This window comes from Streptomyces sp. bgisy027 (assembly GCF_057710365.1).
The window spans coordinates 1-24,929 of the sequence record NZ_JBYIVZ010000067.1 but is presented as its reverse complement, the minus strand read 5'-3'; the positions used below and the strand labels follow the sequence as shown (position 1 = coordinate 24,929).

Sequence of the window (24,929 nt, the reverse complement as noted above, 5' to 3'; positions counted from 1 at the left end):
CTCCCCTCGTGATCGTCGGATCCGCCGTCAGATATGCACTCCCGCTCGCGGACCAGGCCGGCTGGCCCCCTGCCCGTCCCTTCTGGCAATCGAGGCGACCGCGGCTGGACGGACTGCGCATCGCCCTGATCCCGCGTTGCCGATGCCTACTCGACGGTGATGGTGGTCTCGGCCGCTTCGCATCCCGTGGCGGTGGCTCGGATATGAATCTTGCCCGCAGCGGCAGGTCGTACGATCGCCAGGGCCCGTCCGTCGTAGGTGGGACACTCGGCCGCGTCAAACCGCTCGACCGGCTGTGGGTCGGCGCTGCCCAGGGCGATCAGATCACCGGTTCCGGACACCTCCACGCAGACCGGGCGGTCGACCCCCGTCCAGCATGTCCCCTGCGGATCGGTCAGTGTGAGCGAGACGAAGCCGAGGTCCCCGAGTGTCGTGGTGAGCACCGGCCGGTCTGCCTGGGCGGTCAACGTCACCGGGCCCTGGGCAGAAGCGAGCCGGCAGCGGCCGGTCTCCACGCCTTTGCGGTATCCGACGGCGCACAGCTCTCCGGGCTCGTACGGGAGGTCGAAGTGAGCGCGGAAGCGGTGATCCGGGCCTGCCGACGCCCGGCCCACGCGGTTGCCGTTGAGGAGGAGCTCGACCTCGTCGGCGTCGGTGTAGACCTCGACGGTGACGGGCTTGCTTTCCCAACCGGGCCAGGTCCAGCTGGCAATGCTGCCGCTCCAGGCCCAGGGACTGCCGATGAAGGTTTTGCCGTGGGTCTCGGGGGGCTGGACGGCGATATAGGGGACAGTACGCAGGCCGAAGACGATCTCGCGGTAGTAGGAGGCGGGACGTCGGTGGCCGGTGATGTCGATGTCGCCGCAACCCGCGAGGAGGTAGGGGAAGGGAGCACCGATGGCGCCCCGGGAGTTGTCGGGGCTCGTCGCGTGCAGGGGGCGGCCGATGCCGACCTCGCCCAGATAGTCCCAACCGGTCCAGGTGAAATCACCGATGACGTGGCTGTACTGTTCCACCAGCCGCCACGTGTGGTCGATGCGGGTCGGGAAACTCTCGGTGCCCAGGGTGATCCGATTGGGAAAAGCGTCCCTGTCAAGGGCGTAGCGGCTGTCGGCGTAGTTCATGCCGGCGACGTCGAGGATGCTGAAGGACTCGGCGGTGCGTTCGGTGACCAGGTCGGAGGCGCTGATGCCGTCGGCCGGATCGGCCTCATCAGCCATCAGGGTGTTGATGCCCGCGCCGTCCTCTTCCTTCTGCAGCTTCTCGCGCTGGGCGGCCAGCTCGGACATGACGGCCAGGTGACCGTTGATGGCGTTGGTGACGTAACGACTGCTGTCCACTGAGCGGATCTTCTCGGCCAGCTTGCGTCCCCATGCCGCGCCAACCGCGGACCCGGACTCAGGAATTTCGTTACCGATCGAGTACATGATGACGCTCGGGTGGTTGTAGTCCTTGGCGACCATCGACTCGACGTCGCGCTCCCACCATTCGGGGAAGTGCAGGCTGTAGTCGAAGGAGCTCTTTGCCGACGTCCACATGTCGAAGGCCTCGTCGACCACGAGCATGCCGTGCCGGTCGCAGGCATCCAGCATGGCCTTGCTCATCGGGTGGTGGGACATGCGGATGGCGTTGAAGCCGGCTTCCTTGAGGATCTGAACCCGTCGTTCTTCGGCGCGGGCGTAGGTTGCTGCGCCCAGCGGCCCGTTGTCGTGATGGATGCACGCGCCCCGAAGCTTGATACTGCGGCCATTGATACGCAGTCCTCGATCGGGCTCGAGCTGCAGCGAGCGAATGCCAAAGGTGACGCTGTCGGCGTCCACGACCTCTCCGGCCTTGCTCAGAGTGATGCTGCAGCTGTACAGATGGGGGCTGTCCACGTCCCACCGTCGTGCCTCAGGCAGATACACGCGTGACCGCGCCATGGCGTACTCATTCGGTAGCACGGTGACCCTGGTGGTGTCCTGCGCCACCGCGTTCCCCGATGAGTCGAGGATGCCCACGGTGAGATCAAGACTATGCAGGGCGATCGAGTCGTTCAGCAGCCGAGTTGCGACCTCGACCACCGCCCGCTCGCCTTCCATTTCCAACGTGGTCACACGCAGCCCGTCCGGCGCGATGCGAACAGTCTCGCCGGTGAGCATCCAGACGTTGCGGTAGATGCCCGCCCCTGTGTACCAACGGGAGTCCTGGTGGGCGCGTGCCTCCACGCGGATCTCGTTGTCTTGGCCGTAACGCAGGTAGGCGTCGGCATCAACGGTGAAGTGGGAGTACCCGTAAGGGCGCTGGCCGGCGTAGGCGCCGTTGATGTGCACGGTGGCATCGCGGTAGACGCCCTCGAACTCGAAGAGTATCCGCTTGCCACTCAACTCCTCAGAGACGAAGAACGTCTTGCGGTACTCGAAGGCGCCGCCTGGGAAGTATGCGCCCGCGCCACCCTCGATCGTGGCGCCCTCGTCCGGTGGTACGCGGTCCTCACTGATCATCGCGTCATGCGGGAGGTCGACCGGCTGGAACGGGGCAGCAGGGCCCACCAGTTCCGCAAAGAAATTCACCTTACGCCGGGTCTGCCAGCCGTCGTTGAAGGAGGTGCGAATCAATGTCGTGCCCTTCTCTGATCTTGGGTGCGCTCAGCACGCGATGGGCCTGGCCGGAGCTGTCGCTTCGACCTGCGGGCGCGGAGCGAGAGCGTTCAGCAGCCGACGCGTTGGATGATCGTCCCGGTCGCCTGCGCGCCGTCCGTATACATGGACACAGGCCGAGTCGATTCGGGTCCGGACGGAGACGCGTGGTGTGTTCCAGCCCTCCGGTGCCGTCAATCCGTGTCCCCGTCGAAGGTCGTCACGAACTGGTCGGCCTGATGCTCGTGGAACTCGAAGAGCGCGCCGTCGAGCGCGCTCGGATCGACCTTGATCAGTGCCCCGCCGACCGCTTCGGACTCCGGCTCCCAGGTGAAGGGTGTTCCCCTGGCCTCCAGGTCCGCGGCCTTGGCCTCGAGGTCATGAACCGAGATCCTGGTGTAGTACGGGCCCGGTCCCCAACTGTGCAGGTAGGCCCCCGCCTCACCGTCCCAGGCGGTGGGTTGGACCAGATCGACCGAGGCGCTGTGCTGCAGAGTGAAGGCCATGCGTGCTCGCCGGTAGCCTTCGTTGAGCAGGTTCTCGACCGGTCCGGCGGGCTCCCAGTCCAAATTGGCGGACAGCTTGCGCAGAGTCTCGTCCAGATCGCGTACGAGGACGCCGCGCGCCGTCACCCGGATCATCTCGCCCGGGGCGGGGTCGAGTGGTTCCGGGGGCGGAACGGTGAAGGTCTCCGCCGGCATCTGCAGCGGATCGACCGGCAGCACCTCGACGCAGAGTCCGCCGTCGACCGAGGGCTCGTAGCGGGGGTTCTCGGGTGTCACGCCGACCCACAGCCGTACCCAGGGCATCTCGGGTGTCATGGGCGCGATACGGAACGGCAGACGCCGGCGCGTCAGCCGCTGCACCAGATCGTCGAGGCGGTCGGTGATGAGGACCAGAGAGTGCGTCTTGATGGGCCGGTGCTCACCTTGGAAGACTTCCAGGCTCTCCAGGAATGCTGGGAAGTAGGGATCGCCGTGATTCGGCTTGTCCAGGTGTCCCTGCGGCTCGATCCGAGTGGGCGCCACTGCAAGGGACTTGTGTACGCGCAGGAAGTGCGCGACGTACGGATGGCCAGGGAACGCCTGACGCCAGCGCGGGTGCTCCTTGATGCCGAGCGTCTTCACCAGGAGGGCTGCCGTGGCGTCCGGGTCGGGAACCATGAGATCGGCGCTGAGCAGGAACTGGAACACGTAACCTCCGGAATGAACGACTTGAACGATATTTGTTCATCCTGAACATTACGGTTATGGTCTTGGCAGGTCAATGGTGGCTTCGCGCGGGGCAGTGGCAGATGGGAGCGGCTGGTGTCGGACATTCCGATGGTGACGGCGGCCGAAGTCGCGGAGCACGAGCAGCTGCTGCTCCCGACGCCGACCGAACGTCTCACGGTCGGCGATGTGCTGACGGTGGTGGATCTCGACAACACGGGTGACCCGCGGGAGGCCGCCGTTGCGCTGGCTCAGGCCCACCGAGTACTCGTGGGTGTGGCTCGGCGTCGTGTGTCGCCCGCCGCCGGGACAGTGCTCGACGCTTGCACGTTGACACTCACTTCCGTCCCTCAACCCGGACGCGCTCACGTCAGAGTGGACGACGTGGACGCGGCGCTGGATCAGCTTGTCGAAGCCGTTCATGGCGCCCCCAGGGCGGCCCTGACACTGGCCGGACTTCTTCGGCTCACGCCGTTGCTTCCGGTGCCGGACGCGCTCGTCGCCGAATCGTTGGCATTCTCAACGCTCTTGGCCGGACCAGAGTTCGCCGCCTGGCGGCGTGCCCATCCGGCCCGCCCTATCCCGCCCGAGGCCGCGGACGCCGTGCTGCTGGAGCGTATGGATGACCGGCTGCGCGTCACTCTCAATCGGCCGGCGCGGCGCAACGCCCTGGGCCGTGAGATGCGGGACCAGCTGATTGACGCGTTGGCCGTGGCCGACAAGGATCCCGGCATAACGGTCGTGGAACTACGCGGCCGAGGGGCGCACTTCTGCAGTGGCGGCGACCTGGACGAATTCGGCACGGCCGCGGATCCGGCCACCGCCCATGCGGTTCGCCTGGCCCGCAGCGCCGGGTACGCCGTGCACCGTTGCGCCGACCGGGTCCAGGTTCATGTGCGAGGAGCCTGCATGGGCGCGGGACTGGAGGTGCCGGCGTTCGCAGGCCGCGTAGTGGCCGCCCCCGGCGCATACTTCGCCCTGCCTGAACTCTCCCTCGGTCTCGTGCCCGGCGCCGGCGGCACTGTCAGTCTGCCCCGGCGTATCGGCCGCTGGCGCACGGCATGGATGGCGCTCACCGGCGAACGAGTCGACGCCGTTCGGGCGCACCTCTGGGGGTTGGTGGACGCGGTGCTGGCAGATGCCTGACAAGCGGCGGGTGGAGGACACGTTTGCGGGCTCCGTCGCCGACCGCGGCCCGCTCTGGGGGCTGCGCGTGGCGGCGCGAGGCAACGACCCCGGCGCGCGTTACGCCGCGTGGCTGCTCGGCTGCCTCGGCGCCCGTCGCGTGCGGTCTGACCGCGCGGACTTCGTGATCGAGCCGGGGGACGATGCGGCACACCCGTTCGACGACTGGGCGTCCAGCGGCGCCATGGCCCTGACCGGTCGCTCGGACGGCCCGCCGCTGCCCGCTCCCGGCGGCCCCGCAACGGCGGTTCGCGGTGGCTTGCTGGCCATTCAGGCTCTTGCTGCCCGGATGGGCCGCAGCCCCGTGCTCCCCGATTTCCGACTGCTGGGGGAGCGGGCGGCGACAGCGGGGTTCACCCGGCGCGGACCGTACGCGCCCGGCGGAACCTTCCAGCTGCTGCGCGCGCTCGGCGGCCGTTGGATCGGGGTGAACCTGGCACGGCAGGACGACCTTGACCTCGTACCGGCGTTGACCGAGCGCCAAGTAGGAGAGGGCGCCCACTGGGAAGCGGTCACTGCCTGGGCGGCGAGCAGGCCCGCCGACGCATGCGCGGAACGCGGAGAACTGCTCGGCATCCCCGTCTCCGTGCTGGGAACCCCAGGCGCGACGGACGCTCAGCTTGCGGCTCGCGCCCAGAGAGGTCGGGTACGACCTTTCCTGCTGAATTCGGCGGGCGAGGCCCAGGCCCTCACGGGGTGTGAGCGTCCCTTGGTCGTCGATCTGTCCGCGTTGTGGGCCGGACCGCTCTGCGCCCAGCTACTGGGATTGACCGGGGCCCGTGTGGTGAAGGTGGAGAGCACCACCAGGCCGGACGGTGCCCGCCGTGGGCCGCGGGCGTTTTACGACCTCCTGCACGAAGGCCACGAGGCCGTCGCACTGGACTTCGCAGACCCGGCCGACCTCGGCGTGCTGCGTGCCCTGATTTACCGTGCTCACGTCATCGTCGAAAGCTCTCGGCCTCGGGCTATGGCCCAACTCGGCATCGACCCCTATGCGATCCTCGCCCGGACGCCCGGTCTGACCTGGGTGAGCATCACCGCGTACGGACGTACCGGCCCCTGGTCCGGTCGGGTCGGCTTCGGTGACGACGTCGCGGTCGCCGCGGGCCTCGTTGCGCGCGACGAGATCGGCGCGCTGCCGTGCGGGGACGCGATAGCCGATCCACTCGCCGGTGTTCATGCGGCAGTCGCGGCGCTCGCCTGCATCGGCGCGGGCGGCGGCCGACTGGTGGACGTAGCCATGCGCGAGTCGGCCGCCGCTGCAGTGGCCCTTCACTTCGACAACGTTCCGGCGCGTGCCGGGCACCCCGTACTGCCCCCGGTCGCGCGTGTTCCCTCGGTACGGGCGGCGGCTCATGGGGAACACAGCCAGGCGGTGATCGAGAGTCTGGGGCTGAGACCGGGCCGACCAGGATCTCGATCGCGGGCGGTGCGTGCAGGAGCCCCGCCGGCCGGCTCGTCGAGCAGGAAGCCACAGTGACCGCGGACACATCATCCGATGAATCGCCCACGCAGTCCGCTAAGCCAACGCTGTTGCGCAATGCGGAAGTGAGCCCCGGCCACCATGCCGACGTCCGAGTCGCCAGCGGTCGAATCGTGGCCGTCGGTAACGCGCTGATTTCCATCCGGGGCGAGGAGGTGGTGAATGCTCGCGGCGGTGCCCTGCTGCCAGGGCTGCACGATCACCATCTTCATCTGACTGCACTGGCGGCGGTCGAGATGTCCGTCGCATGCGGACCTCCCAACGTCCGTGACGCGGCCACGCTGGGGGTGGCACTGCGGAACCGGGCCGCGGCGCTTCCGCCCGGTGCCTGGGTGCGAGGCATCGGCTATCACGAGTCGGTGGCGGGACTCCTCGACCGACATCAGTTGGACGTGCTGACCGGTGACCGCCCAGTTCGGGTCCAGCACCGGGGTGGGGCGCTGTGGATCGTTAACAGCGCGGCCGCAGCCATGCTGGGGCTCGATACCGTCAGCATCGACGCCCCGCCCGGCATCGAACGGGACGGTGCCGGGCGCTCCACCGGCCGACTCTGGCGGCTCGACGGCTGGCTGCGCAGGCGACTCGATGCCGTCGGTGCCGTCGAGCCCGAACCGGACCTCGCCCGGGTGGGACGTCGGTTGGCAGCGTACGGCATCACCGGGGTCACCGATGCCACGCCGGACATGACTCCTGGCACCCTGCGTCTGCTGCTGTCGGCGGTCCGGGACGGACGGCTCCCGCAGAGCCTGCTTCTGCTCGGCGTCGACTCGCTCCCATCCGATATCTCGACCGACCGTGTACGACTGGGACCACGCAAGCTGCTTCCCCCCGACCACGTCCCCTGGCCGTACGACAACCTGCTGACCCGGATCCGCACGGCACGGGGCACCGGGCCGGTGGTGCCCCGCCCCGTCGCGGTGCACTGTGTGACGCTCGAAGGCCTCGTCGTCGCTGTGACGGCGCTGGAGGAGGCGGGAGTCGTGCCCGGTGACCGGATCGAGCACGCGGCCGTTGCGCCCCCGGCGCTCGCCGCGCAGATGGCCGCGCTCGGGTTGCGGGTTGTCACGCAGCCGGGCTTCGTCGCGGAACGTGGAGACGCATACCGTCGTGACGCCGACCCCGGCGACCTTCCATACCTCTATCCTTACGCGTCGCTGCTCAGCGCCGGAGTGCCGACCGTCGCATCCAGCGACGCGCCGTTCGGCTCCCCGGACCCGTGGGCCGTGCTGCGCGCCGCCCGTGACCGGCTTGCCCCGGACGGAGTGCCGCTCGGGCCAACCGAGAGCGTGTCCGCGTCGACGGCGCTCGCCGGCATGCTCTCCCCTCCTCTGCGCCCAGGCGACGCCCTGCGGTCGATCGGCCCGGGTGCGCCGGCGGATCTGTGCCTCTTGCATGCGCCGCGTGCGGTAGCGCTCGATGAACCGTCCGCGGATCTGGTACGGATGACCTTCTGCGACGGGCGGATCGTCCACGTGTAGTACCTGGACCGGTCAGGCCTCCGTAGTGTCTTCCGGTTCACGGTGAGGTCGATAGCACGCCCGCAACAGCGCCAGGGCGCTGCCCACGCCGAGTCCGCCGGCGAGCATCGCCGCCCCGGTGCCGGACCACTGACGTCGGACCAGGGCGTCCACTGAGTACTTGCCGTTCCCCAGGGCGGCCAGGGCTACAGCGGCGCCGCCGACGACGCCGGCGTACTCCCAGCCGCCTTTGAAGACGAAGAAGCCCTTGCCCCGGTGGTCGGTGCGGGCAGCCGTGGTCATCAGGCCGACGGCGGCCGCCGCCGGCAGTGGGCCCGCGACGCCCAGGGTCATGGTGACGCCCGCTGCCATCTCCGTACCGGCCGCGAGTCGGGCGTGCAGAGCGGCCGGGCGTAGTCCGAGGGCCTCGAACCAGCCGGTGGTTCCCTCGAGTCCGCCGGGGCCGCGGACCTTGTTCCAGCCGTGGGCGAAGAGCATCGGTCCCAAAGTCGCGCGGAGCAGCAGGGCGGCGGTGTCTCGTTCTGCACGGTGCTCGGATGTCGGCATAGGTGGGATTACCTCCGTTCGCAACGCTTCATGCTAAACGTATTGAACAGCTCGTGTGCATGTTGTACCTTCCCTCGCATGTGATCCAGGTTACATCCGGCCGGGCGCTGGTCCGGCGGTCCACAGCTGCCTCATCCGGCGGCGACTCCCCACATCAATTTCGCCGGTGGCGGCCTGCCCGACCATGTCCGGCGCAACCTCCCCCGGCCATATGCCGCGACGGGTGCGTGAAGGAGGGGCTGGAGCGCAACATGATCGACTTCATTCAATTCGCCGTCCTCGGACTGGGGGTCGGCGGCATCTACGCGATAGCGGCACAGGGGCTCGTGCTCACCTACCGTGGTTCGGGTGTCCTCAATCTGTCGCACGGCGCGATGGCTCTTCTGGGCGCGGCGCTGTACACCGAGTTGCATGAGGACCATGGAGCCTCCCTGCTTGTGTCGTTCGTGGTTCCCATCGCCGTCTGCGCACTGCTGGGGCTGCTGATCTACTTCGGCGTGATGCGCCTGCTGCGACGGGCATCACCACTCGCCCGGCTGGTCGCGACACTGGGCGTGCTGGGAGTGCTGCAAGCCTCGTCCGGACTCCGGTACGGGACGGAACTCAAGTTCGTCGGCCCCATCCTGCCCAGCCATACCTGGGAGCTCTGGGGCGGTGTCAAGGTGGGCTCCGACCGGATCTACCTCCTTCTCCTCGCCGCCGGTGTGACGGCCCTGCTGTGGGCTGTCTATCGATTCACTGCCTTTGGCCGTTCCACGAACGCGGTGGCTGAGAACGAGCGCAATGCCGCCGCCCTCGGTGTCTCGCCCGATGCCGTTGCGGCGGCCAACTGGGCGCTCGGCGGCGCCCTCGCCGCCGTCGCCGGTGTCCTCATCGTGCCGATCACCGGATTCGCCCCCGGAACACTCGCACTGCTGATCGTGCCCGCACTGGCGTCCGCGATGATCGGTTCCTTCGCCTCGTTCCCCCTCACTCTGCTGGGTGGGGTGGTCATCGGTGTCGCGCAGTCACTGATGGGGCGCTATGTCCAGACGACCGGCTGGGCGGACTCGGCCCCGTTCCTTGCGATCATCGCGCTGCTTGCGCTGCGCGGCCGGGCCTTGCCGCTGCGCGGCTTTCTCACCGACAGGCTTCCCCGAGTCGGCACCGGCAGGATCGCGGCCGGTCCGGTTGCGTTCGGACTGATCACCGTGAGCGCGCTGATCCTGCTTCTGCCGGTCAATGGCGTGAACGCGATCACGACCACGTTCGTCGTGGCACTGATTGCGCTCTCGGTGGTGGTGGTCACCGGTTACGCGGGGCAGGTCTCGCTGGCGCAGTACGCCTTCGCGGGCATCGGGGCCTTCGTGTCGGCGCGTCTGGCGCAGACGCAGGGATTGCCCTTCTGGGCTGCCTTCTTGGCCGGCGTGGCGGCGGCGGTGCCGGTCGGACTGATCTTCGCGCTGCCGGCGCTGCGTACCCGCGGCATCAACCTGGCAGTGGCCACCCTCGGCCTGGCCCTCGCAGTCGATCGACTGGTCCTGGGCAACAAGGACTTCACCGGGGGATTCGCGGGCACGGTTGTCAAGCCTCCCGTCCTTTTCGGTGCCAGCCTCGACTCCACCGTTCATCCGGAGCGGTACGCCTTCCTGTGCCTCACTCTGTTCACGGTGGCGGCACTCCTGGTCGCGAACCTGCGGCGCGGCCGAGCCGGCCGAAGGCTGCTGGCCACCCGTGCGAACGAGCGCGCCGCCGCGTCACTCGGTATCGGCACCGTGGGAGCCAAGCTGTACGCGTTCGCCCTGGCCGGTGTGATTGCCGCAGCCGCGGGTGTGCTGTTGGCGTTCCGTTATCCGAACGTCGGCTTCACCGGGTACTCGGTCTTCGACTCGATGAACATCGTGGTGCTGGCATTTCTGGGCGGCGTGGGCTATATCGGGGGCGCGCTGCTGGCCGGCGGTCTCGCCGTCGGCGGAGCACTCACCGAGCTCGTCACGAGCCTCATCAACCTCAACAAGTACGCGACGCTGGTCACGAGCGCGGCGCTCATCCTGATGGTGATCAATGACCCCAACGGCCTGACCTTCCGGCTGACCCGGCTCAGCTCGGCACCACGTGACCGCCTCCCGGATCGGTGGCGCGGCACGGAGACCGGCGAACCGGTCGGCGTCGCGCAGGCGGGCGAGTCGCAGCCCCGTGGCACACCGCGTCAGCTGACCGCCGAGAACCTCACCGTGCGCTTCGGCGGCGTCGTCGCGCTGAACGGCGTCGGACTGACGGTCCGGCCGGGCGAGATCGTGGGACTGATCGGGCCCAACGGTGCGGGCAAGACGACTTTCATCGACTCGGTCACCGGCTTCTGCCGTACGGGCGAGGGCCGGGTCACCCTCGACGGCGAGGACATCGGCTCACTTTCCGTGCGGCGGCGGGCCCTGGCCGGGCTCGGCCGCAGCTTCCAGACCTTGGAGCTGTTCGAGGACATGACTGTGGCGGACAACCTGCGCAGTGCCTGCGATGACCGGAGCGGGCTCGCGTATCTCAGCGACCTGCTCTTCGCCAGGCGGCACCCGTTGCCGCCCTTGGCTCAACGTGTGGCACGGGAGTTCGAATTGACGGACGATCTGCACCGGCTGCCGGGCGAACTGTCGTACGGCCGACGCAGGCTGCTCGGCATTGCTCGCGCTGTGGCGCGGCACCCGTCGATCCTGCTGCTCGACGAGCCGGCCGCCGGCCTCGACGAGCACGAGACAGCCGAATTGGGCGACCTGCTGCGGCGGATTGTCGACGAGTGGGGCACCGGCATCCTTCTCGTCGAGCACGACATGGGCTTGGTGATGAGCCTCTGTGACCGCTTGGTCGTGCTCGACTTCGGGACTTTGCTGATGGAGGGCACACCCGACGACGTCCGAAAGGACGCTCGCGTACGCACTGCCTACCTCGGCCGCGCCCGCGATGGGGCGGATGACGGACAGCCCGCTCCGGTGGAGGAGTCCAAGGCGGAGGTGAAGCCGTGAGTGAGGCGGTACTGGAAGCACGCGGACTTGTCGCCGGGTACGAGCGCCAGCCGGTGGTCAAGGATCTCGATCTCAAGGTCGGACGCGGCGAGATCGTGGCTCTCCTCGGGCCGAACGGTGCAGGGAAGACAACCACGTTGCTGACGCTCGCCGGGCTGCTCACCCCAATCGCCGGTCAGACGCTGCTGCTCGGCAGGCGCGCCACGCGTACCCTGCACCAGCGGTCGCGGCAGGGCCTCGCGCTCATCACCGAAGAGCGTTCAGTGTTCGCGGGGATGACCGTCGTGGACAACCTCCGTGTCGGTGGCGGCTCCGTGGACGCGGCACTGGAGATCTTCCCCGAGCTCACCGACCACGTCCACCGGCGGGCGGGTCTGCTCTCGGGTGGCCAACAGCAGATGTTGACGCTCGCTCGAGCGCTCGCGCGCAAACCCACGGTCCTCCTCGCCGACGAACTCTCGCTGGGGCTAGCCCCGGTTGTGGTCGATCGACTGCTGGCGCGAGTGGCGCAGTCGGCCGCCGAGGGTGTCGCCGTACTCCTCGTCGAGCAGCACGTGTCGGCCGTACTCGACATTGCCCATCGTGGATACGTCCTGGTGAACGGGCGTGTGCGACTGTCCGGCGGCAGCGCCGAACTGGCGAGCGGCGGCGAGTTGGAGAAGGCGTATCTGGCCTCCGCGTGAGCATGGCCAGCGCATACGAACGCCTCAAGTGTGGGTTCTTTCGGTCCGTTCAACCAACTGCAGAGGTGGTACCACGTGTTGAAGAGTCGTCGGAGCCTGGGGCTCCAGCTCTCCAGGAGTGTCGCTGTCGTGGCGCTGGCGGTCACGATGGCGGCGTGCGGCAGTTCCTCGTCCGATTCGGGGCCTGCGGTCGAGCCGGGCGATCCGTCGTTGACCGGCTCGCCGATCAAACTGATGGTCATCGCGCAGCTGACTGCGACGAACCAGGCGGAGACGCCGCAGACGGTGTCTGCCGCCAAGGCGTCGGCGTCCGCAATCAATGCTCGTGGCGGGATCGGCGGCCGACCGCTGCAGATCCTCAGTTGCGACGACAAGGTGGACGCCAACGCGGCTGCGGCCTGCGCCCGCAAGGCGGTGTCTGATGGCGCCGTGGCGACCGTCGGCCAGGTGAGCGCGATGGGCGCAGCCATCAATCCCGTGCTGCAGCAGAACGGTATGGCGAACATCGGTCCTTATCCCTTGTCGGCGTCCGACTTCTCCAGCCCTTCCTCGTTCCCGCTCTGCGCCGGCGGTCCGGCCGCCATCGCGGGCGTCGCCCGAAACCTCGGCACCAACGGTGCGGAGACCGTCGGACTCGCCTACTTCGGAAACGCGGCAGGAGCCACGTCCGTTCCATTTGTGACGACAGGACTGGCAGGTACCGGCGCCAAGGCCGGTCCCAAAGTCCCCGTGCCACCAGGTACCGCGGACCTGGCGCCGGTGGCGGCAGCGACGACCAAGGGCGCCGACGCAGCCGTCCTTGCGCTGCAACCGGATGACGCGGTCCACTTCGTCCAGGTCGCACGACAGTCCGGCAACACCGCCAAGCTCGGCATGCCTGCCCAGGATCCCGGTCTGTTCAAGAAGCTGGGCGGCGCCGGGGACGGCCTGTACGTGGCGACCCAGTTCGCCCCGCAGTCCAGCAGCGTTCCCGGGATCAAGCAATTCCTGGCCGACATGGAGAAGTACGCGAGGGGCACCAGGCTCGACGACTACGCGCTCAACGCTTGGCTGGGCGTCCAGGCCTTCGAGAAGATGCTCGCCCAGCAGAAGCCGGCCACCATCGACACGGCCACAGTCAAGGCGGGTATGAGCAGGCTGGTCAATCTCGATCTCGGAGGTGTGGTCGCGCCGTACACCACGACCAAGGAGAGCGAGATGCCCGGTCTCAACCGGATCTTCGGCCCGCAGGTCCAGCTCGGCACCATCAAGAACGGGCAGATCGTGACCGACGGTAAGTGGGTCAATCCCTTCCTGCCCGCCTCAGGAGGCTGACGGGCCGACATCTGCATATCCGGGCCGGGTTCGTAGGAGCGGAACCCGGTCTGCGCTTCTTCAGCTCACCGAGTTGTCCGCATACGCATGTCTCTGCAGACCTGGAAGTGGGCACCTCTGCCCAGACCGGAGCGGGTCCAGGACGCCGATGGTGAATCCTCGCCCTCATCTGGATGGCTCGGGCGATCGTCGTGCGGAACGCAGCAATCGTGGACAGGCGTTGCCGACCGCCCCAGAACGCCCGGATCACCCCCTACGCCTGTGCCTTCGGCAACCTGCTGCCGGTAGGAGGGCGGCTTGCCGACCTCTTCGGATGCGAGACCACCTTCCTGGTCCTGATCACGAGCAGGGCCGGGGCTTCCGCGCTGGGAGGCGCGGCGCGAAGCTTCGGCTTACTGGTGACCTCCCTCGGCCTGCAATGCGCCTTCGGCGCGCGGCTCGCTCCGGTTGCAATGACTCCGCTGTCATCCCCTTGGGCATGGCGGGGGCAGTCGGCATGTCCAGGAACTAGATACTGCGGTCGCGTTGAGCTCTGGTGGGTCGGCGGACGGCCACTTCGACATCGAGCAGATCGTCGCGGCCGCGCTCAGTACCGGCGCCCAGGAGTTCCATCCCGGCTACGGCTTTCCGTCCGAGAACGGGGCCTTCGTCCGGGGCGGCTACCAACGCCGGGCTGGTCTTCATCGGACTGCCCGCCTCGCCGTCGAGATGATGGGCGACAAGATCTGTGCCACGGTCCGCGCGTACGGCGTGACCGTGGTGCCGGGCAGCACCGGCGGAGGCCTGACCGATAAGCAACTCGCTGTGGCCGCACCGGAAGTGGGCATGTCCGTACTGCTCACGCCTTCCGCCGAGGTCGGGCCGCATCCGTATGATGACGACGTCGACCCGGACTTGATTAACGTGGGGAAGGAAACAGTCGCAGTGATACCAGAGCTTCCTTCTTCGGCTTCTCCCTTGTCCTTCGGAAGGATCCGTGGAGGGGCGGATCGATACGGCCGTTCTCGGCGGGATGCAGGTTTCAGCGAGCGGAGATCTAGCGGACCGGGCCGCCCCCGGACAAGATGATCAATGGCATGGGTGGCGTGATGGACTGCTACACGGTGCGCGCAGTATCGGCTGCGTCCAACGCGTCATCGCCGACCTGGGCGTCATCGACGTCACCGGAGACGGCCTGATACTCATCGAGACTGCTCCCGATGTCTCGGTCGAGGAGACCCGGTCCGGTACCGGGGCAGAGTTGCGCTCCGCGGTCGTCGTGGATGCCTGACAGGAGGATGCAATGCCTGCCGTGACGCAAGTCGATCTCACCCACCTGAGCGCCACGAGCGGCGGCTCCCGGCGGCTCACCGGCCACCTGGCCCGCCCCCATGGTCCTGGGCCCTGGCCGGGTGTCGTCGTCGTACACGAAGCACTGGGAGTGGACGATGTCATGCTCCGACAGACGGAACGGATGGCCCGAGCGGGGTATCTCACCCTGATGCCCGACCTGTTCACGGACGGAGGCGTCGCGCGCTGCCTGGTTCCCACCATGCGGGCCGCCCTGTCCGGCCGTGGACGCGCCTACCAGGACATCGAGGCAGCCCGGTCGATCCTCGCCGACCATCCCGATTGCACGGGCAGGATCGGCCTCATCGGTTTCTGCATGGGCGGATCCTTCGCCCTGATGGCGGCTGGCAGCGGTACCTTCGACGCCGCCTCGGCCAACTACGGTCGCTTGCCTAAAGACCTGGACCAGAGTCTGAACGGAGCTTGCCCCGTCGTCGCCAGCTACGGCGGCCGGGATCGGATGCTCAAGGGAGCCGCGGCCAAACTGGACGACGCCCTCAAGCGGCTCGACGTCACCCATGATGTAAAGGAGTACCCGCAGGCGGGACACTCCTTCCTCAACGACGTCGAGGTCGGTCCGCGTACGCTGCGCCCACTGCTCCGGGTCGGTGGAATAGGGCCGCACCCTGAATCGGCCGCCGATGCGTGGCAACGTATCGAAGCGTTCTTCGGTGAGCACTTGGCGGCGGGGCAGAGGGACTGATGTCGCTACTGCGGCAACCGGAGTTTAAGCTCCAATTTGTTAGGCTGGTGTTGTGGGAGCAGCTGAGGAGATTCAATCCGGCGGTCGCACACTGCGGGCGGACGCCCAGCGGAATCGCGAACGCATCGTCGAAGCGGCGCGCTCGGTCTTCGCGGAGAAGGGCTTGGACGTCCCGTGGGAGGATATTGCGGACCGCGCCGGGGTGGGGATCGCTACGCTGTACCGCCGCTTCCCCACCCGCGAAGAGCTGATCGCCGCGGTCTTCGAGGACAAACTCCGGGAATATGCGGTAGCTGCTGAGGAAGCTCTGAAGCACCCGGATCCCTGGACAGGATTCTGCGCCTACATTGAGCGGATCTGCGGCATGCAGGCGTCCGACCGGGGCTTCACTGACGTCATCACCATGGCGCTTCCCGCCTCGGAAACGGCGCAACAGGTGCGGGACCTGGCTTATCGCGCAGCCGTGGAACTGATCGAGAGAGCGCAGGAGTCCGGGGGGCTCCGGGAGGACTTTGTACCCGAGGACATCTTCGTCCTCCTCATGGCCAACGCCGGCCTCGTCCACGCGACCCGTGAGGCCGCACCGCACGCATGGCGGCGATTGGTGGCCTACCTGCTCGAGGGCTTCCGGGCTGATCGGACCGGTCCGCTGCCCGCGGCGCCGACGCCAGCGCAGACACGCCGGGTGATGCTCGGTAACGCGGCGGTCAAGCGGGTATGACCGACCCGGGCCGAGACAAGGGTTGAAGCTCCCTCGCGAGCTGAGGCCGATCCCGCACGGTCGGCCTTCAGGCCGCGGTAGGTCCTCCGGCACGCTCGTTCAGCCATCGCCCGGCAGTCCCATACCTGAGCCGGATGAGTTCCGGGCCGCAGCGGAAGCCCCGCGGACTCAGTCCGCGGAGCACCGTGGCCGACAGCACATGGACATCTCCGCGGGCAGCGGTGAGGTCGCTGGCGGTGGTGCGCTCGACCATCATCTCCATGATTCGCATCACGATCGGGGATAATGCCGGACCGAGAGTTCTCGGGCTCGGTGGTCTGCAGACAGGGAAGTAGGTAGCTCGTATCGAGGGCTGGCGACCCTAAATGACGCGAGCCTTCCATTTATGGAGGGGGATCAGCCTGAAGGCCGTCTATGCGATGCGTCGGCTGATCCCCTGCGGACAATGCCGGGCGAGGCGGCCGCCCACGCTATGCCTTCCGTGGCTCGACTGCTTTGCCCGCCCTAGTGACCAGGGGGAGCAGCCGGTAGGGAACGCGTTCGCTCAGCGCCACCTCCGTCTTGGTGCGGACCACGCCGGGCAGTCTGATCAGCTGCTGGATGACGTCCTCGAGATGGGGGTTGTCGCGGGCAGCCACCCGGCACACTAGGTCGCCCTCGCCGGCGATGCTGTGTGCCTCGAGGACTTCCGCGATCGCGCCAAGATGTGTCGTGACCTCCTCCAACATGCCCTGTGCGAGGTGGAGATGGACCAGCGCGAGCACGGGGTAACCCATGCCGGCAGGGCTGAGCCGGGGCGCCAGGGTCGTGATCACGCCCTCGCGCTCCAGGCGGGCAAGCCGACTCTGCACCGTTCCTCGGGCCACGCTGAGGATGCGCGCGTACTCGCGCATGCCGGCCCGCGGTTCTTCGAGTAGCAGGCGAAGCAGTGCGCGGTCCAGATCGTCGATGTCCATGGCTGTACCGATGGCCTTTCCCGCCCAGGCGACGTCCTATCAGGACTGTGCCATTGGCCCACTCGTGGGCAAGGGTCATTGACCCGATGGAGTATGTGGAGCCTACCATCCGGATCAACTGGCCATGATGTCGTGTATATCAAGAACTCGGGTGGTGCCACATGTCAGCTGCGTTGACCGGTCTCACCGAAGGAAGCTTGACCCTTGAAGACCGATATCTACGCGAAGATGGCACGGTCTATCTCACGGGGGTTCAGGCCCTTGTGCGTCTGCTCTTCGACCGGGTCAGGCACGACTGGCGCGATGGGCGGAAGACCGCCGTGTTCGTCTCGGGCTATGAGGGTTCCCCGCTCGCGGGGTTCGACCTGGAGTTGGCCCGCCGCTCGAAGCTGCTCACCACGTACGACGTCGTACACCGGCCCGGCCTCAACGAGGAACTCGGCACCACCGCCGTCATGGGCAGCCAGCTCGCGGGTACCGTCGGCAATCTGCGGCGGGACGGCGTGACCGGGATCTGGTACGGCAAGTCGCCCGGTCTGGACCGCGCCAGTGACGCCTTCCGGCACGCGAACCTCGCCGGCACTGATCCGAGCGGCGGCGCGGTTGCCCTGGTCGGCGACGACCCGGTCGCCAAGTCGTCCACGGTGCCCTGTGCCTCGGAGATGACCCTCGCTGACCTGGCGATGCCGATCTTCTATCCGGCCGACCCACAGGACGTCCTGGACCATGGCCTGCATGCTGTCGAGCTGTCCCGCGCCAGCGGAGTCTGGGCCTCGATGAAGATAGTCACCAATGTCGCGGACGCCGCGAGCACCGCGGTCGTACGGAACGACTGGGCCTCGCCCGTCCTGGCGCCGCTGGGTTTCACCAAGCCGTACACGCACAAACCCAGCACACATCTGCTCGGGGCAAGTCTCGCCGCCCTCGAACGCAGTCTGTTCACTGAGCGGCTACCGCTCGCTCTGGAGTACGTGCGGGCCAGCGGAGTCAACCGGATCATCGGCGGCACCCGGCCGGGCGACCGGATCGGCATCATCAGCGCGGGCAAGCCCTACCTGGACCTGCGCCAAGCCGTGAGCACACTCGGTCTGGACGAGACAGCGCTGGAGCGTTACGGGATCCGGCTGCTCAAATTGGGCGCCATCCACCCCGTGGACCCCGGCATCGTCCGTGAGTTCGCCGATGGACTGACCGAGATCATCGTCGTCGAGGAGAAGCGGTCCTTCCTGGAGTCCGCCGTCAAGGAGATCCTGTACGGGGTGCCCGGCGCCCCCAGCGTGCACGGCAAGTCCGCACCCGACGGGACTACCCTGTTCAGCCAGGCTGGCGAGCTGAGCGCCGACTCCGTGGCGGCCGGACTCGCACGGCGGCTGTCGGCGCCCGAGTACGGAGACATCGAGCCGGTCATCGCCTGGCGGGAGCGGCGTCGCCGCGAGCGGGTCCAGCTGCCGCTGGTGGGCGCGGCCCGGACCCCATACTTCTGCTCGGGCTGTCCGCACAACTCCTCGACGAAGGTACCGGAGGGCTCGCTGGTCGGTGCCGGGATCGGCTGTCACACCATGGCCGTCTTCATGGAGCCCGACCAGGTGGGCACGGTCACCGGGCTCACCCAGATGGGTGGTGAGGGTGCGCAGTGGATCGGGATGGCCCCTTTCACGGACCACAAGCACTTCGTGCAGAACATCGGTGACGGCACGTTCATGCACTCCGGGAGTCTCGCGGTGCGTGCGGCAGTCGCGGCCGGTGTCAATATCACTTACAAACTGCTGTACAACTCCGCGGTGGCGATGACCGGCGGTCAGGACGCGGTCGGTGCGCTGTCCGTCGACCGTGTGGCGCAGCTGCTGCTTGTCGAGGGCGCCGCCAAGGTGATCATCACCACCGAGAACCCCGAGCGGCTTCGCAGGGCCAGGATGCCCAAGCAGGTGGAGGTGCGCCACCGCGAGGAAATGATGCGTAGTCAGCAGGAGTTGGCCGCCATTCCTGGCGTCACCGTACTGATCCACGACCAGGAGTGCGCGGCGGAGAAACGCCGCAAGCGGCGGCGCGGCAAGATCGAGACCCCGGCGGCCAAGGTCGTCATCAACGAGCGGGTGTGCGAAGGCTGCGGAGACTGCGGCGTCAAGTCCAACTGCCTGTCCGTCCAGCCGGTGGAAACCGAGTTCGGCCGCAAGACACGGATCCACCAGTCCTCATGTAACGTCGACTACTCGTGCCTGGCCGGGGACTGTCCGTCCTTCATGACAGTGGTGCCCACTGGCCGCAAGCTCAAGCACCGTGAAGCCACAGAGTTCTCCGCCGAGGTTCTGTCTGAACCCGAACGACGCGTCAAGGAGGGCGACTTCACCGTTCGGATCACAGGTGTGGGCGGTACTGGAGTAGTCACCGTGGCGCAGATCCTCGCCACCGCAGCCGTGGTTGACGGCAAGCACGTTCGTACCCTCGACCAGACCGGGCTCGCCCAGAAGGGCGGCGCCGTCGTGTCGGACGTCAAGATCACGTCGGCGGTTGTGGAACAGGCTCCGAAGCTGGCCGACGCGGAGTGCGACCTCTACCTGGCCTGCGACTCGTTGGTCGGAACCGACGCGCAGTATCTGGCGGCGGCGGACCCGGACCGCACGGTCGCGGTGGTGTCGACGACTGAGGTGCCCACTGGCAAGATGATCATCGATACGGCCGTGTCCTTCCCGGAGCAGAGCAGTGTCCGCGCGGCGATCGAGGGCGCCAGCGCACATGCCTTCTACGCGGACGCGCGCAGGTTGGCCGGGGACCTGTTCGGCGACGACCAGTACGCCAATATCCTTCTGCTCGGCGCCGCCTACCAATTGGGGGCACTCCCGCTGTCCTCGGCATCGATCGAAGAGGCCATCCGCCTCAACGGAGCCTCCGTCGAACGCAATACGCAGGCCTTCCAGTGCGGCCGCCAACTAGTGTTGAATCCCAAAGCAATACGGGCGTCCAGCAAAGAACCCCGCAGCAGTCGTCCGACAACGGAGCCGAGCGCCGCCCGGCGCTTCACCGCACTTGTGCACGCCGAACCCGGTACGGAACTGGCCAGACTCCTGGACATCCGAGTGCCGGAACTCATTGCGTACCAGGGCGAAAGCTATGCTCGGGAATACGCAAAGTTCGTCGAACTCGTGCGGCTACGCGAAGGTGGTCCCACCGAGGTGACCGAGGCAGTGGCTCGCAATCTGTACAAGCTCATGGCCTACAAGGACGAATACGAGGTCGCCCGGCTCCATCTCGAGGACAAACTGAAGACCGAAATCGAGGCGCAGTTCGGTGAAGGCTCACGATTCGCCTACCAGCTGCACCCGCCGGTGCTGCGGGCGCTGGGGATGAAGCGGAAGATCAGCCTAGGCCCTTGGTCCCGGCCGGCGCTGCGTGTCCTGCACTCGATGCGCAAGGTGCGCGGCACCCGTATGGATATTTTCGGCTACGCGCGTGTGCGGAGGGTGGAGCGCGCTCTCATCGACGAGTATCGCGACGCCGTGCTGCGGGCGCTGGACACTGAGGGGACGTACGCCCCGGAGGGGGTCGTCGAGCTAGCCGCGCTGCCGGACATGGTCCGCGGCTACGAGCACATCAAACTGGCCAACGTTGCGGCCTACCGCGCCAGGCAGGCAGAACTGCTCGCCCAGCTGGAGCGTCCTGTGGCGGGCGCAGAGCGCTGTTCATGAGGATGGTCGCGAGGGTGTTCACTCTTCCGCGCTGAGTCACAGGGCATGGCGTGCGCCAGGGACGCTGGTGCGGCTCTGTAATGCAACGTGTCCACGACGGTCGAATCGGGCGGTTGCCGGGACCGAAGACAGCTTCACATCTACAAGTTCGCCAATGAGACTTCGGACGGGCAGGTCGTGCACCGTGACGACGAATCGAAGGCCAGTAGTGTCATGTCGGCCCGGCTGGTTGATGATCCACACCAGCCACCACGGCGAAGGCGTCGATCCTTGACGAGGCGAAGCAGGCGTTCGTGAGCGAGTCCGCGACCAGCCGAACGAGTTGGTGAAGCCCGGTGCCTTCTCCGACAAGGGAGTTCAGTGGTACACGGGCCTGCGCTGCGAGCAAGTTGCACCGGAGCGCAATTAGAGGTTCCTCGGCATCGTCGAGTCTTCGTGAGCCGGGCCAGGCTGAGGCCGACCCGCCAAGCCACGAATCCTGGCGGCAACGGGCAATCAGTCGCGAGACACGGTAGTTGGGTCAGCGAGGTGATCAACGTGCCTCGCTGTTGGGCGAAGTCCGGTTGGGTGGGTGCCTGGGCGCGAAGCCAGGTGTCGAGGGCGAGGGCGACGACGTAGCCGTGGGGGCACACCGCGGTCGGCGTTGTAGCGCCGGATGGGTTTCCGGAGCCGAAGTGCATCGGGAACGGCGTAGTTTAGCTGTCCGCGTTTGGTGTGGCGATTTATGACGGTGGGCGCCTAACCCCTTGTGCTACTGCACCGCTTAGAAGTCCCCCACGGAAATAATCGTGAGTCCGCTCGGCGTTATCAATTTCCGAGCCGAGGAGGGGAAGGTGTCGGGTCTGAAACTGTTCCACAGGACGAATAGCGGCGTGGCCGAGTTCGCGCCGCGTCTTGCTGAGGTCGAGGCGGATGTGCAGGGCCTCGTCGAGGCGCGTATGGAGGCGATGCTGGGCGTGCGCTTCCTGGCGAGCCAGTACGTCATCGTCTGTGACGGACATGGCGGCCGGATCGATTCGCTGGGGATCGACGAAAATGGTGCGCCGGTCGTCGTGGAGTTTACCGACCGCAGGTAGTCCTGGCTGTGATGTCCGTCTGGGACTGTGACCAGCACGTCCCAGACTTGTTTACCGACCGTGTCCGGGACGTCTGTCATGTTCTGGAGTCGGTACGGAGGACGAGTGGCACGGCACGTGGTGGTCGGGGACTTGCGGGTCCAGCGGATCGAGCGGAAGGACGGGCGGCGGTCGTGGACGATCGTGTGGCCCGAGGGGACGGTTCATGCGGAGGCGGACCGGTTCCTGCGTCTGCATGATGGTTCGGGAACGCAGAGGACGTACGCGTATCTGCTGGTGGACCATCTGCGGTGGCTGGAGCGGGAGTGCCTGGCCTTCGCCGCAGTCCAACTGCGGGACCTGGAACGGTACATGGGCATGGTGGGGGCCGAGGTCCGCATGCCTCTCGGCGAGCCGTGGCGGGTCGGTAAACGCCCCTACGGCCGCTCCGCGCTGTCGATCGCGGCGGCTTGCCTGAAGGGCTTCTACCTGCACCAGTCCTCGCTCGGTGTGAACGGGGAGCTCGGCAGGAAGCTCGGCACGTCCCGGTTGCCGTCGCGGGTGGACCGGCGCCGTTCGTTCCTCGGGCACGTGAAGTCGTCGCTGCCCACCAACCCGCTGGCGCCGAAGGGGCCGCACCGCCGGCATCCGAAGATGCTTCCGGACGGCGCCCGGGAGAGGCTGTTGGAGACGGTGAACGCCGCCCGGGACCGGCTGGTGGTCACCTGGCTCGCCGACGGTGGGCTTCGCATTGGCGAGCTCTGCGGACTTCACCTGGTCGACCTGCACCTGCGTGAGAACGCAGCCTGCGGAGAGTGCCACACCCCTCACCTGCACGTCTGCCACCGGCCCGGCAACCCGAACCGCGCCGAAGCCAAGACCAAGCACCCCTGGCGGGTCGAGCACGGCATCGTGACGGGCGGGCTGATCAAACGGGTCAGCCCCGCGATGGTGCACACCTACTTCGAGTACGTCACCACCGAGTACCCGCGCGGCGCCGCGCACGGCATGCTCCTGGTCCAACTGCACGGCGCCGATACCGGACAGCCGTGGGCGCCGGTCGGGGCCCGGCGGATGCTCGGCCGGGCGGGGAAACGCGCCGGACTCGGGGTCGTGAAACCCCATGCCTTCCGGCACTCGTTTACTTCCGCGGTTCTCGACGCCGCCGACGGCAACACGTTGATCGCCCGCGACGCCGGCGGCTGGGCCTCGGCCGCGATGGTGGATGAGGTCTACGGACACGTCGACGTCCACGACCCGGTCTTCGACGCCGCCCTGCGCACGGTCTGGGGTGAGACGAAGGGACGGCGCCGTCGCTGCTGCCGCAGCAGCAGGATGCCCGCACGCGACGAGACCGGCTGGAGGTGCTCACCGCGCTGATCAACGGGCCCGAGTTCGACCCGGTGCTGCGTAGCGGGGTGCTGAAGATCCCGCCGCTGCACCCGGTCTATCCGTGGAGCTGCTCGGTCGTCGACTGCGCGCGGCCCCGCTGGCGGCGCTACGCGATGTGCTCGGCGCACGCCGAGCAGTGGCAGGAGGCGGAGGCGCGTGGGATGAGCCGGGCTCAGTTCCTGCGGACCGCGGAGCCGCTGCCGGCCACGGAGATGCCGGAGGCGATGATGTGCCGGATCTGCCCGCAGCGGCCGGCGTTCAGCCTGCAGCTGGTGCTGTGCTTCCGGCACCGCAATCGGTGGTTGAGCCACCTGAAGCGGCACCCCGGCGGGGGCGAGGGGGAGTTCGAACGGTGGCTGGCCGACCAGCCGTCGCTGCCGGGCTACGGTGAGTGCCGCGCGGACGTGTGCGACGAACTGGCCGCCTCGCCGCTGGGGTTGTGCGGCGCGCACGAGCGTGGCTATATACGGGCCGGGCGGCCGGGCGGGGCGACGTTGCCGAAGAACTTCTTCGCCACCTACGAGCGCCGTGATCGCCCTGTCCCGGTGACCTGCGAGGACGATGTCGCCTTCCGTGCCTGGTGCCGCGCACAGCTGCCGGTGCACCGCACCGGGACGGTTAACCTGCGCGGGCTGCGGCCCTTGCTGCGGGCGGAGTTGCAGTGGGGCATGTATGTCCACGGCCTGCAGCCCGTTGCCGTGTGGCATCTGACGTGGGTGCAGTCGCTCGCGGACGAGTGCCAGCGCCGTGATGTGGCGTCCCTGGCCGGCCTGGAGGCGTCCGTCTTCCGTCGCGACTACCACCAGCGCATGGTCCAAGAGATGCAACAGGCTCTGCGAAAGGTCTACTTCACCCCCTCCGACACCCGGGATGCCGGCTACATCGAGACCGAGCACTTCGGGGTGCGCTTCCCCCACCGCTCCAGCTACGTCGACCTGACCTGTATCTCCCAGCGGTGGCTGCGCGACCTCTTGTGGGACCACATCGCCGACGTGCTGCGCTCGCCGACCTGCCCGCGCAGCGCGCAGCCGGTGGACTTCGTGCGCCGCGCCGGCGCCGAATTGTCCGCGTTCTTGGAGGCGGAGGCGACGGGCGGCGGCCACGACCCCACCGTGCTGCGCGGCGAGCAGGTCCACCGCTTCATCGCGGACCTGCGCAACCGTGAACGCCTCGGCCTGGCCTTCCGTGGCCAGGCACGCCTGGACGGCAAAAGGGCGAAGGCCACCGAGAACTCGCGACGGATGGATGGTGTTCAACTACGGCCGGGCTCTGCTGCGCGGCGCGCTGGGGCGCGGCGGCGCCGAGCAGATCGGCCTGGACCGCGGCTTCATCGCCGCCATGCCGGTCGGCGGCCCGGGCACGCCCCGCAGCCGCAACCCCTTCCCCGACGAAGTCGCCCGGGCGCTTGCGGACGAGGCCAACCTGCAGCAGCTCGCCGACGCCCATGACCCGCACGACCGGGGCCTGCGGGACATGTGGGAGACCATCATCGTCACCGGCCGGCGCGCCAGCGAGGTCATCCAGCTCCGCCTGGACTGCGTCGGTCGCTACGGCGGGCTGCCCCTGCTCTGGCACGATC

Annotated in this window: 15 protein-coding genes and 3 pseudogenes; 14 read left to right on the top strand and 4 right to left on the bottom strand. The window is 67.8% G+C overall.

The annotated features are described in order from the left end of the window. Positions 1-146 precede the first annotated feature (146 nt). Both AC3ETA_RS42005 and AC3ETA_RS42000 read right to left on the bottom strand, forming a co-directional pair. Positions 147-2,597 carry a glycoside hydrolase family 2 TIM barrel-domain containing protein gene (locus tag AC3ETA_RS42005; RefSeq protein WP_432198174.1) on the bottom strand — a complete coding sequence of 817 codons (2,451 nt, stop codon included), beginning with the start codon at positions 2,595-2,597 and terminating at the stop codon, positions 147-149. A gap of 215 nt (positions 2,598-2,812) precedes the next feature. After that, positions 2,813-3,811, bottom strand: coding sequence for a VOC family protein (locus AC3ETA_RS42000; protein ID WP_432198173.1), 999 nt, complete (start codon positions 3,809-3,811; stop codon positions 2,813-2,815). A gap of 114 nt (positions 3,812-3,925) precedes the next feature. Here AC3ETA_RS42000 and AC3ETA_RS41995 point away from each other — a divergent pair, with 114 nt between their 5' ends. Genes AC3ETA_RS41995 through AC3ETA_RS41985 form a run of 3 tightly spaced genes read left to right on the top strand, consistent with a single transcriptional unit; the run spans position 3,926 to position 7,975 of the window. Further along, positions 3,926-4,975, top strand: a complete 1,050-nt coding sequence (locus AC3ETA_RS41995) for an enoyl-CoA hydratase/isomerase family protein (protein WP_432198172.1) — start codon at positions 3,926-3,928, stop codon at positions 4,973-4,975. Further along, the gene (locus AC3ETA_RS41990; RefSeq protein WP_432198171.1) at positions 4,968-6,494 is read left to right on the top strand and encodes a CoA transferase; all 1,527 of its coding nucleotides are present in this window, start codon (positions 4,968-4,970) and stop codon (positions 6,492-6,494) included. The genes AC3ETA_RS41995 and AC3ETA_RS41990 overlap by 8 nt, the downstream gene beginning before the upstream one ends. Then, a complete protein-coding gene (locus AC3ETA_RS41985; RefSeq protein ID WP_432198170.1) occupies positions 6,491-7,975 on the top strand; it encodes an amidohydrolase family protein in 1,485 nt (494 codons plus the stop codon). Before AC3ETA_RS41990 ends, AC3ETA_RS41985 begins: the two co-directional genes overlap by 4 nt. 12 nt (positions 7,976-7,987) lie before the next feature. Here AC3ETA_RS41985 and AC3ETA_RS41980 read toward each other — a convergent pair whose 3' ends face one another. Next, positions 7,988-8,521: a DoxX family protein gene (locus AC3ETA_RS41980; protein ID WP_432198169.1), complete on the bottom strand. Its 534-nt coding sequence runs from the start codon at positions 8,519-8,521 to the stop codon at positions 7,988-7,990. 251 nt (positions 8,522-8,772) lie between these two features. Between AC3ETA_RS41980 and AC3ETA_RS41975 the strand changes: the two genes are divergently transcribed. The 7 genes and pseudogenes from AC3ETA_RS41975 (at position 8,773) to AC3ETA_RS41945 (ending at position 16,264) form a co-directional block, all read left to right on the top strand. Further along, positions 8,773-11,514 carry an ABC transporter permease subunit gene (locus AC3ETA_RS41975; RefSeq protein ID WP_432198168.1) on the top strand — a complete coding sequence of 914 codons (2,742 nt, stop codon included), beginning with the start codon at positions 8,773-8,775 and terminating at the stop codon, positions 11,512-11,514. Next, entirely contained in the window at positions 11,511-12,197 is a 687-nt protein-coding gene (locus AC3ETA_RS41970) for an ABC transporter ATP-binding protein (protein WP_432198167.1), read from the top strand. Before AC3ETA_RS41975 ends, AC3ETA_RS41970 begins: the two co-directional genes overlap by 4 nt. 129 nt (positions 12,198-12,326) lie before the next feature. Continuing rightward, a complete protein-coding gene (locus tag AC3ETA_RS41965) occupies positions 12,327-13,511 on the top strand; it encodes an ABC transporter substrate-binding protein (RefSeq protein WP_432198166.1) in 1,185 nt (394 codons plus the stop codon). Between the two features lie 501 nt (positions 13,512-14,012). Then, positions 14,013-14,153 (top strand): annotated as a pseudogene (locus AC3ETA_RS41960) (biotin carboxylase N-terminal domain-containing protein); the annotation flags it as partial. Positions 14,154-14,369: 216 nt separating this feature from the next. Beyond that, positions 14,370-14,781 (top strand): annotated as a pseudogene (locus tag AC3ETA_RS41955) (CoA-transferase); the annotation flags it as partial. Between the two features lie 12 nt (positions 14,782-14,793). Continuing rightward, the gene (locus tag AC3ETA_RS41950) at positions 14,794-15,543 is read left to right on the top strand and encodes a dienelactone hydrolase family protein (protein ID WP_432198165.1); all 750 of its coding nucleotides are present in this window, start codon (positions 14,794-14,796) and stop codon (positions 15,541-15,543) included. A gap of 52 nt (positions 15,544-15,595) precedes the next feature. Next, entirely contained in the window at positions 15,596-16,264 is a 669-nt protein-coding gene (locus tag AC3ETA_RS41945) for a TetR/AcrR family transcriptional regulator (RefSeq protein WP_432198164.1), read from the top strand. A gap of 470 nt (positions 16,265-16,734) precedes the next feature. Here AC3ETA_RS41945 and AC3ETA_RS41940 read toward each other — a convergent pair whose 3' ends face one another. Continuing rightward, on the bottom strand, positions 16,735-17,220 hold the full coding sequence (locus tag AC3ETA_RS41940; RefSeq protein ID WP_432198163.1) for an Lrp/AsnC family transcriptional regulator: 486 nt from the start codon (positions 17,218-17,220) through the stop codon (positions 16,735-16,737). A 197-nt stretch (positions 17,221-17,417) separates the two neighbouring features. Here AC3ETA_RS41940 and AC3ETA_RS41935 point away from each other — a divergent pair, with 197 nt between their 5' ends. The 4 genes and pseudogenes from AC3ETA_RS41935 to AC3ETA_RS41920 all read left to right on the top strand — a co-directional run bounded on the left by AC3ETA_RS41935 (position 17,418) and on the right by AC3ETA_RS41920 (position 24,798). Continuing rightward, complete coding sequence (locus AC3ETA_RS41935; RefSeq protein WP_432198162.1) at positions 17,418-20,903, top strand: indolepyruvate ferredoxin oxidoreductase family protein; 3,486 nt, start codon at positions 17,418-17,420, stop codon at positions 20,901-20,903. 833 nt (positions 20,904-21,736) lie between these two features. Beyond that, positions 21,737-21,964, top strand: a pseudogene (locus AC3ETA_RS41930) (transporter); the annotation flags it as partial. Between the two features lie 120 nt (positions 21,965-22,084). After that, the gene (locus tag AC3ETA_RS41925; RefSeq protein ID WP_432198161.1) at positions 22,085-23,338 is read left to right on the top strand and encodes a tyrosine-type recombinase/integrase; all 1,254 of its coding nucleotides are present in this window, start codon (positions 22,085-22,087) and stop codon (positions 23,336-23,338) included. Then, positions 23,323-24,798 carry a hypothetical protein gene (locus tag AC3ETA_RS41920; RefSeq protein ID WP_432198160.1) on the top strand — a complete coding sequence of 492 codons (1,476 nt, stop codon included), beginning with the start codon at positions 23,323-23,325 and terminating at the stop codon, positions 24,796-24,798. The genes AC3ETA_RS41925 and AC3ETA_RS41920 overlap by 16 nt, the downstream gene beginning before the upstream one ends. Positions 24,799-24,929 lie beyond the last annotated feature (131 nt).

Coding starts and splice junctions, on each gene's coding strand:
- AC3ETA_RS41990 (WP_432198171.1), top strand. CDS start 4,968: ATGCCTGACAAGCGGCGGGTGGAGGACACGTTTGCGGGCTCCGTCGCC.
- AC3ETA_RS41980 (WP_432198169.1), bottom strand. CDS start 8,521: ATGCCGACATCCGAGCACCGTGCAGAACGAGACACCGCCGCCCTGCTG.
- AC3ETA_RS41975 (WP_432198168.1), top strand. CDS start 8,773: ATGATCGACTTCATTCAATTCGCCGTCCTCGGACTGGGGGTCGGCGGC.
- AC3ETA_RS41950 (WP_432198165.1), top strand. CDS start 14,794: ATGCCTGCCGTGACGCAAGTCGATCTCACCCACCTGAGCGCCACGAGC.
- AC3ETA_RS41940 (WP_432198163.1), bottom strand. CDS start 17,220: ATGGACATCGACGATCTGGACCGCGCACTGCTTCGCCTGCTACTCGAA.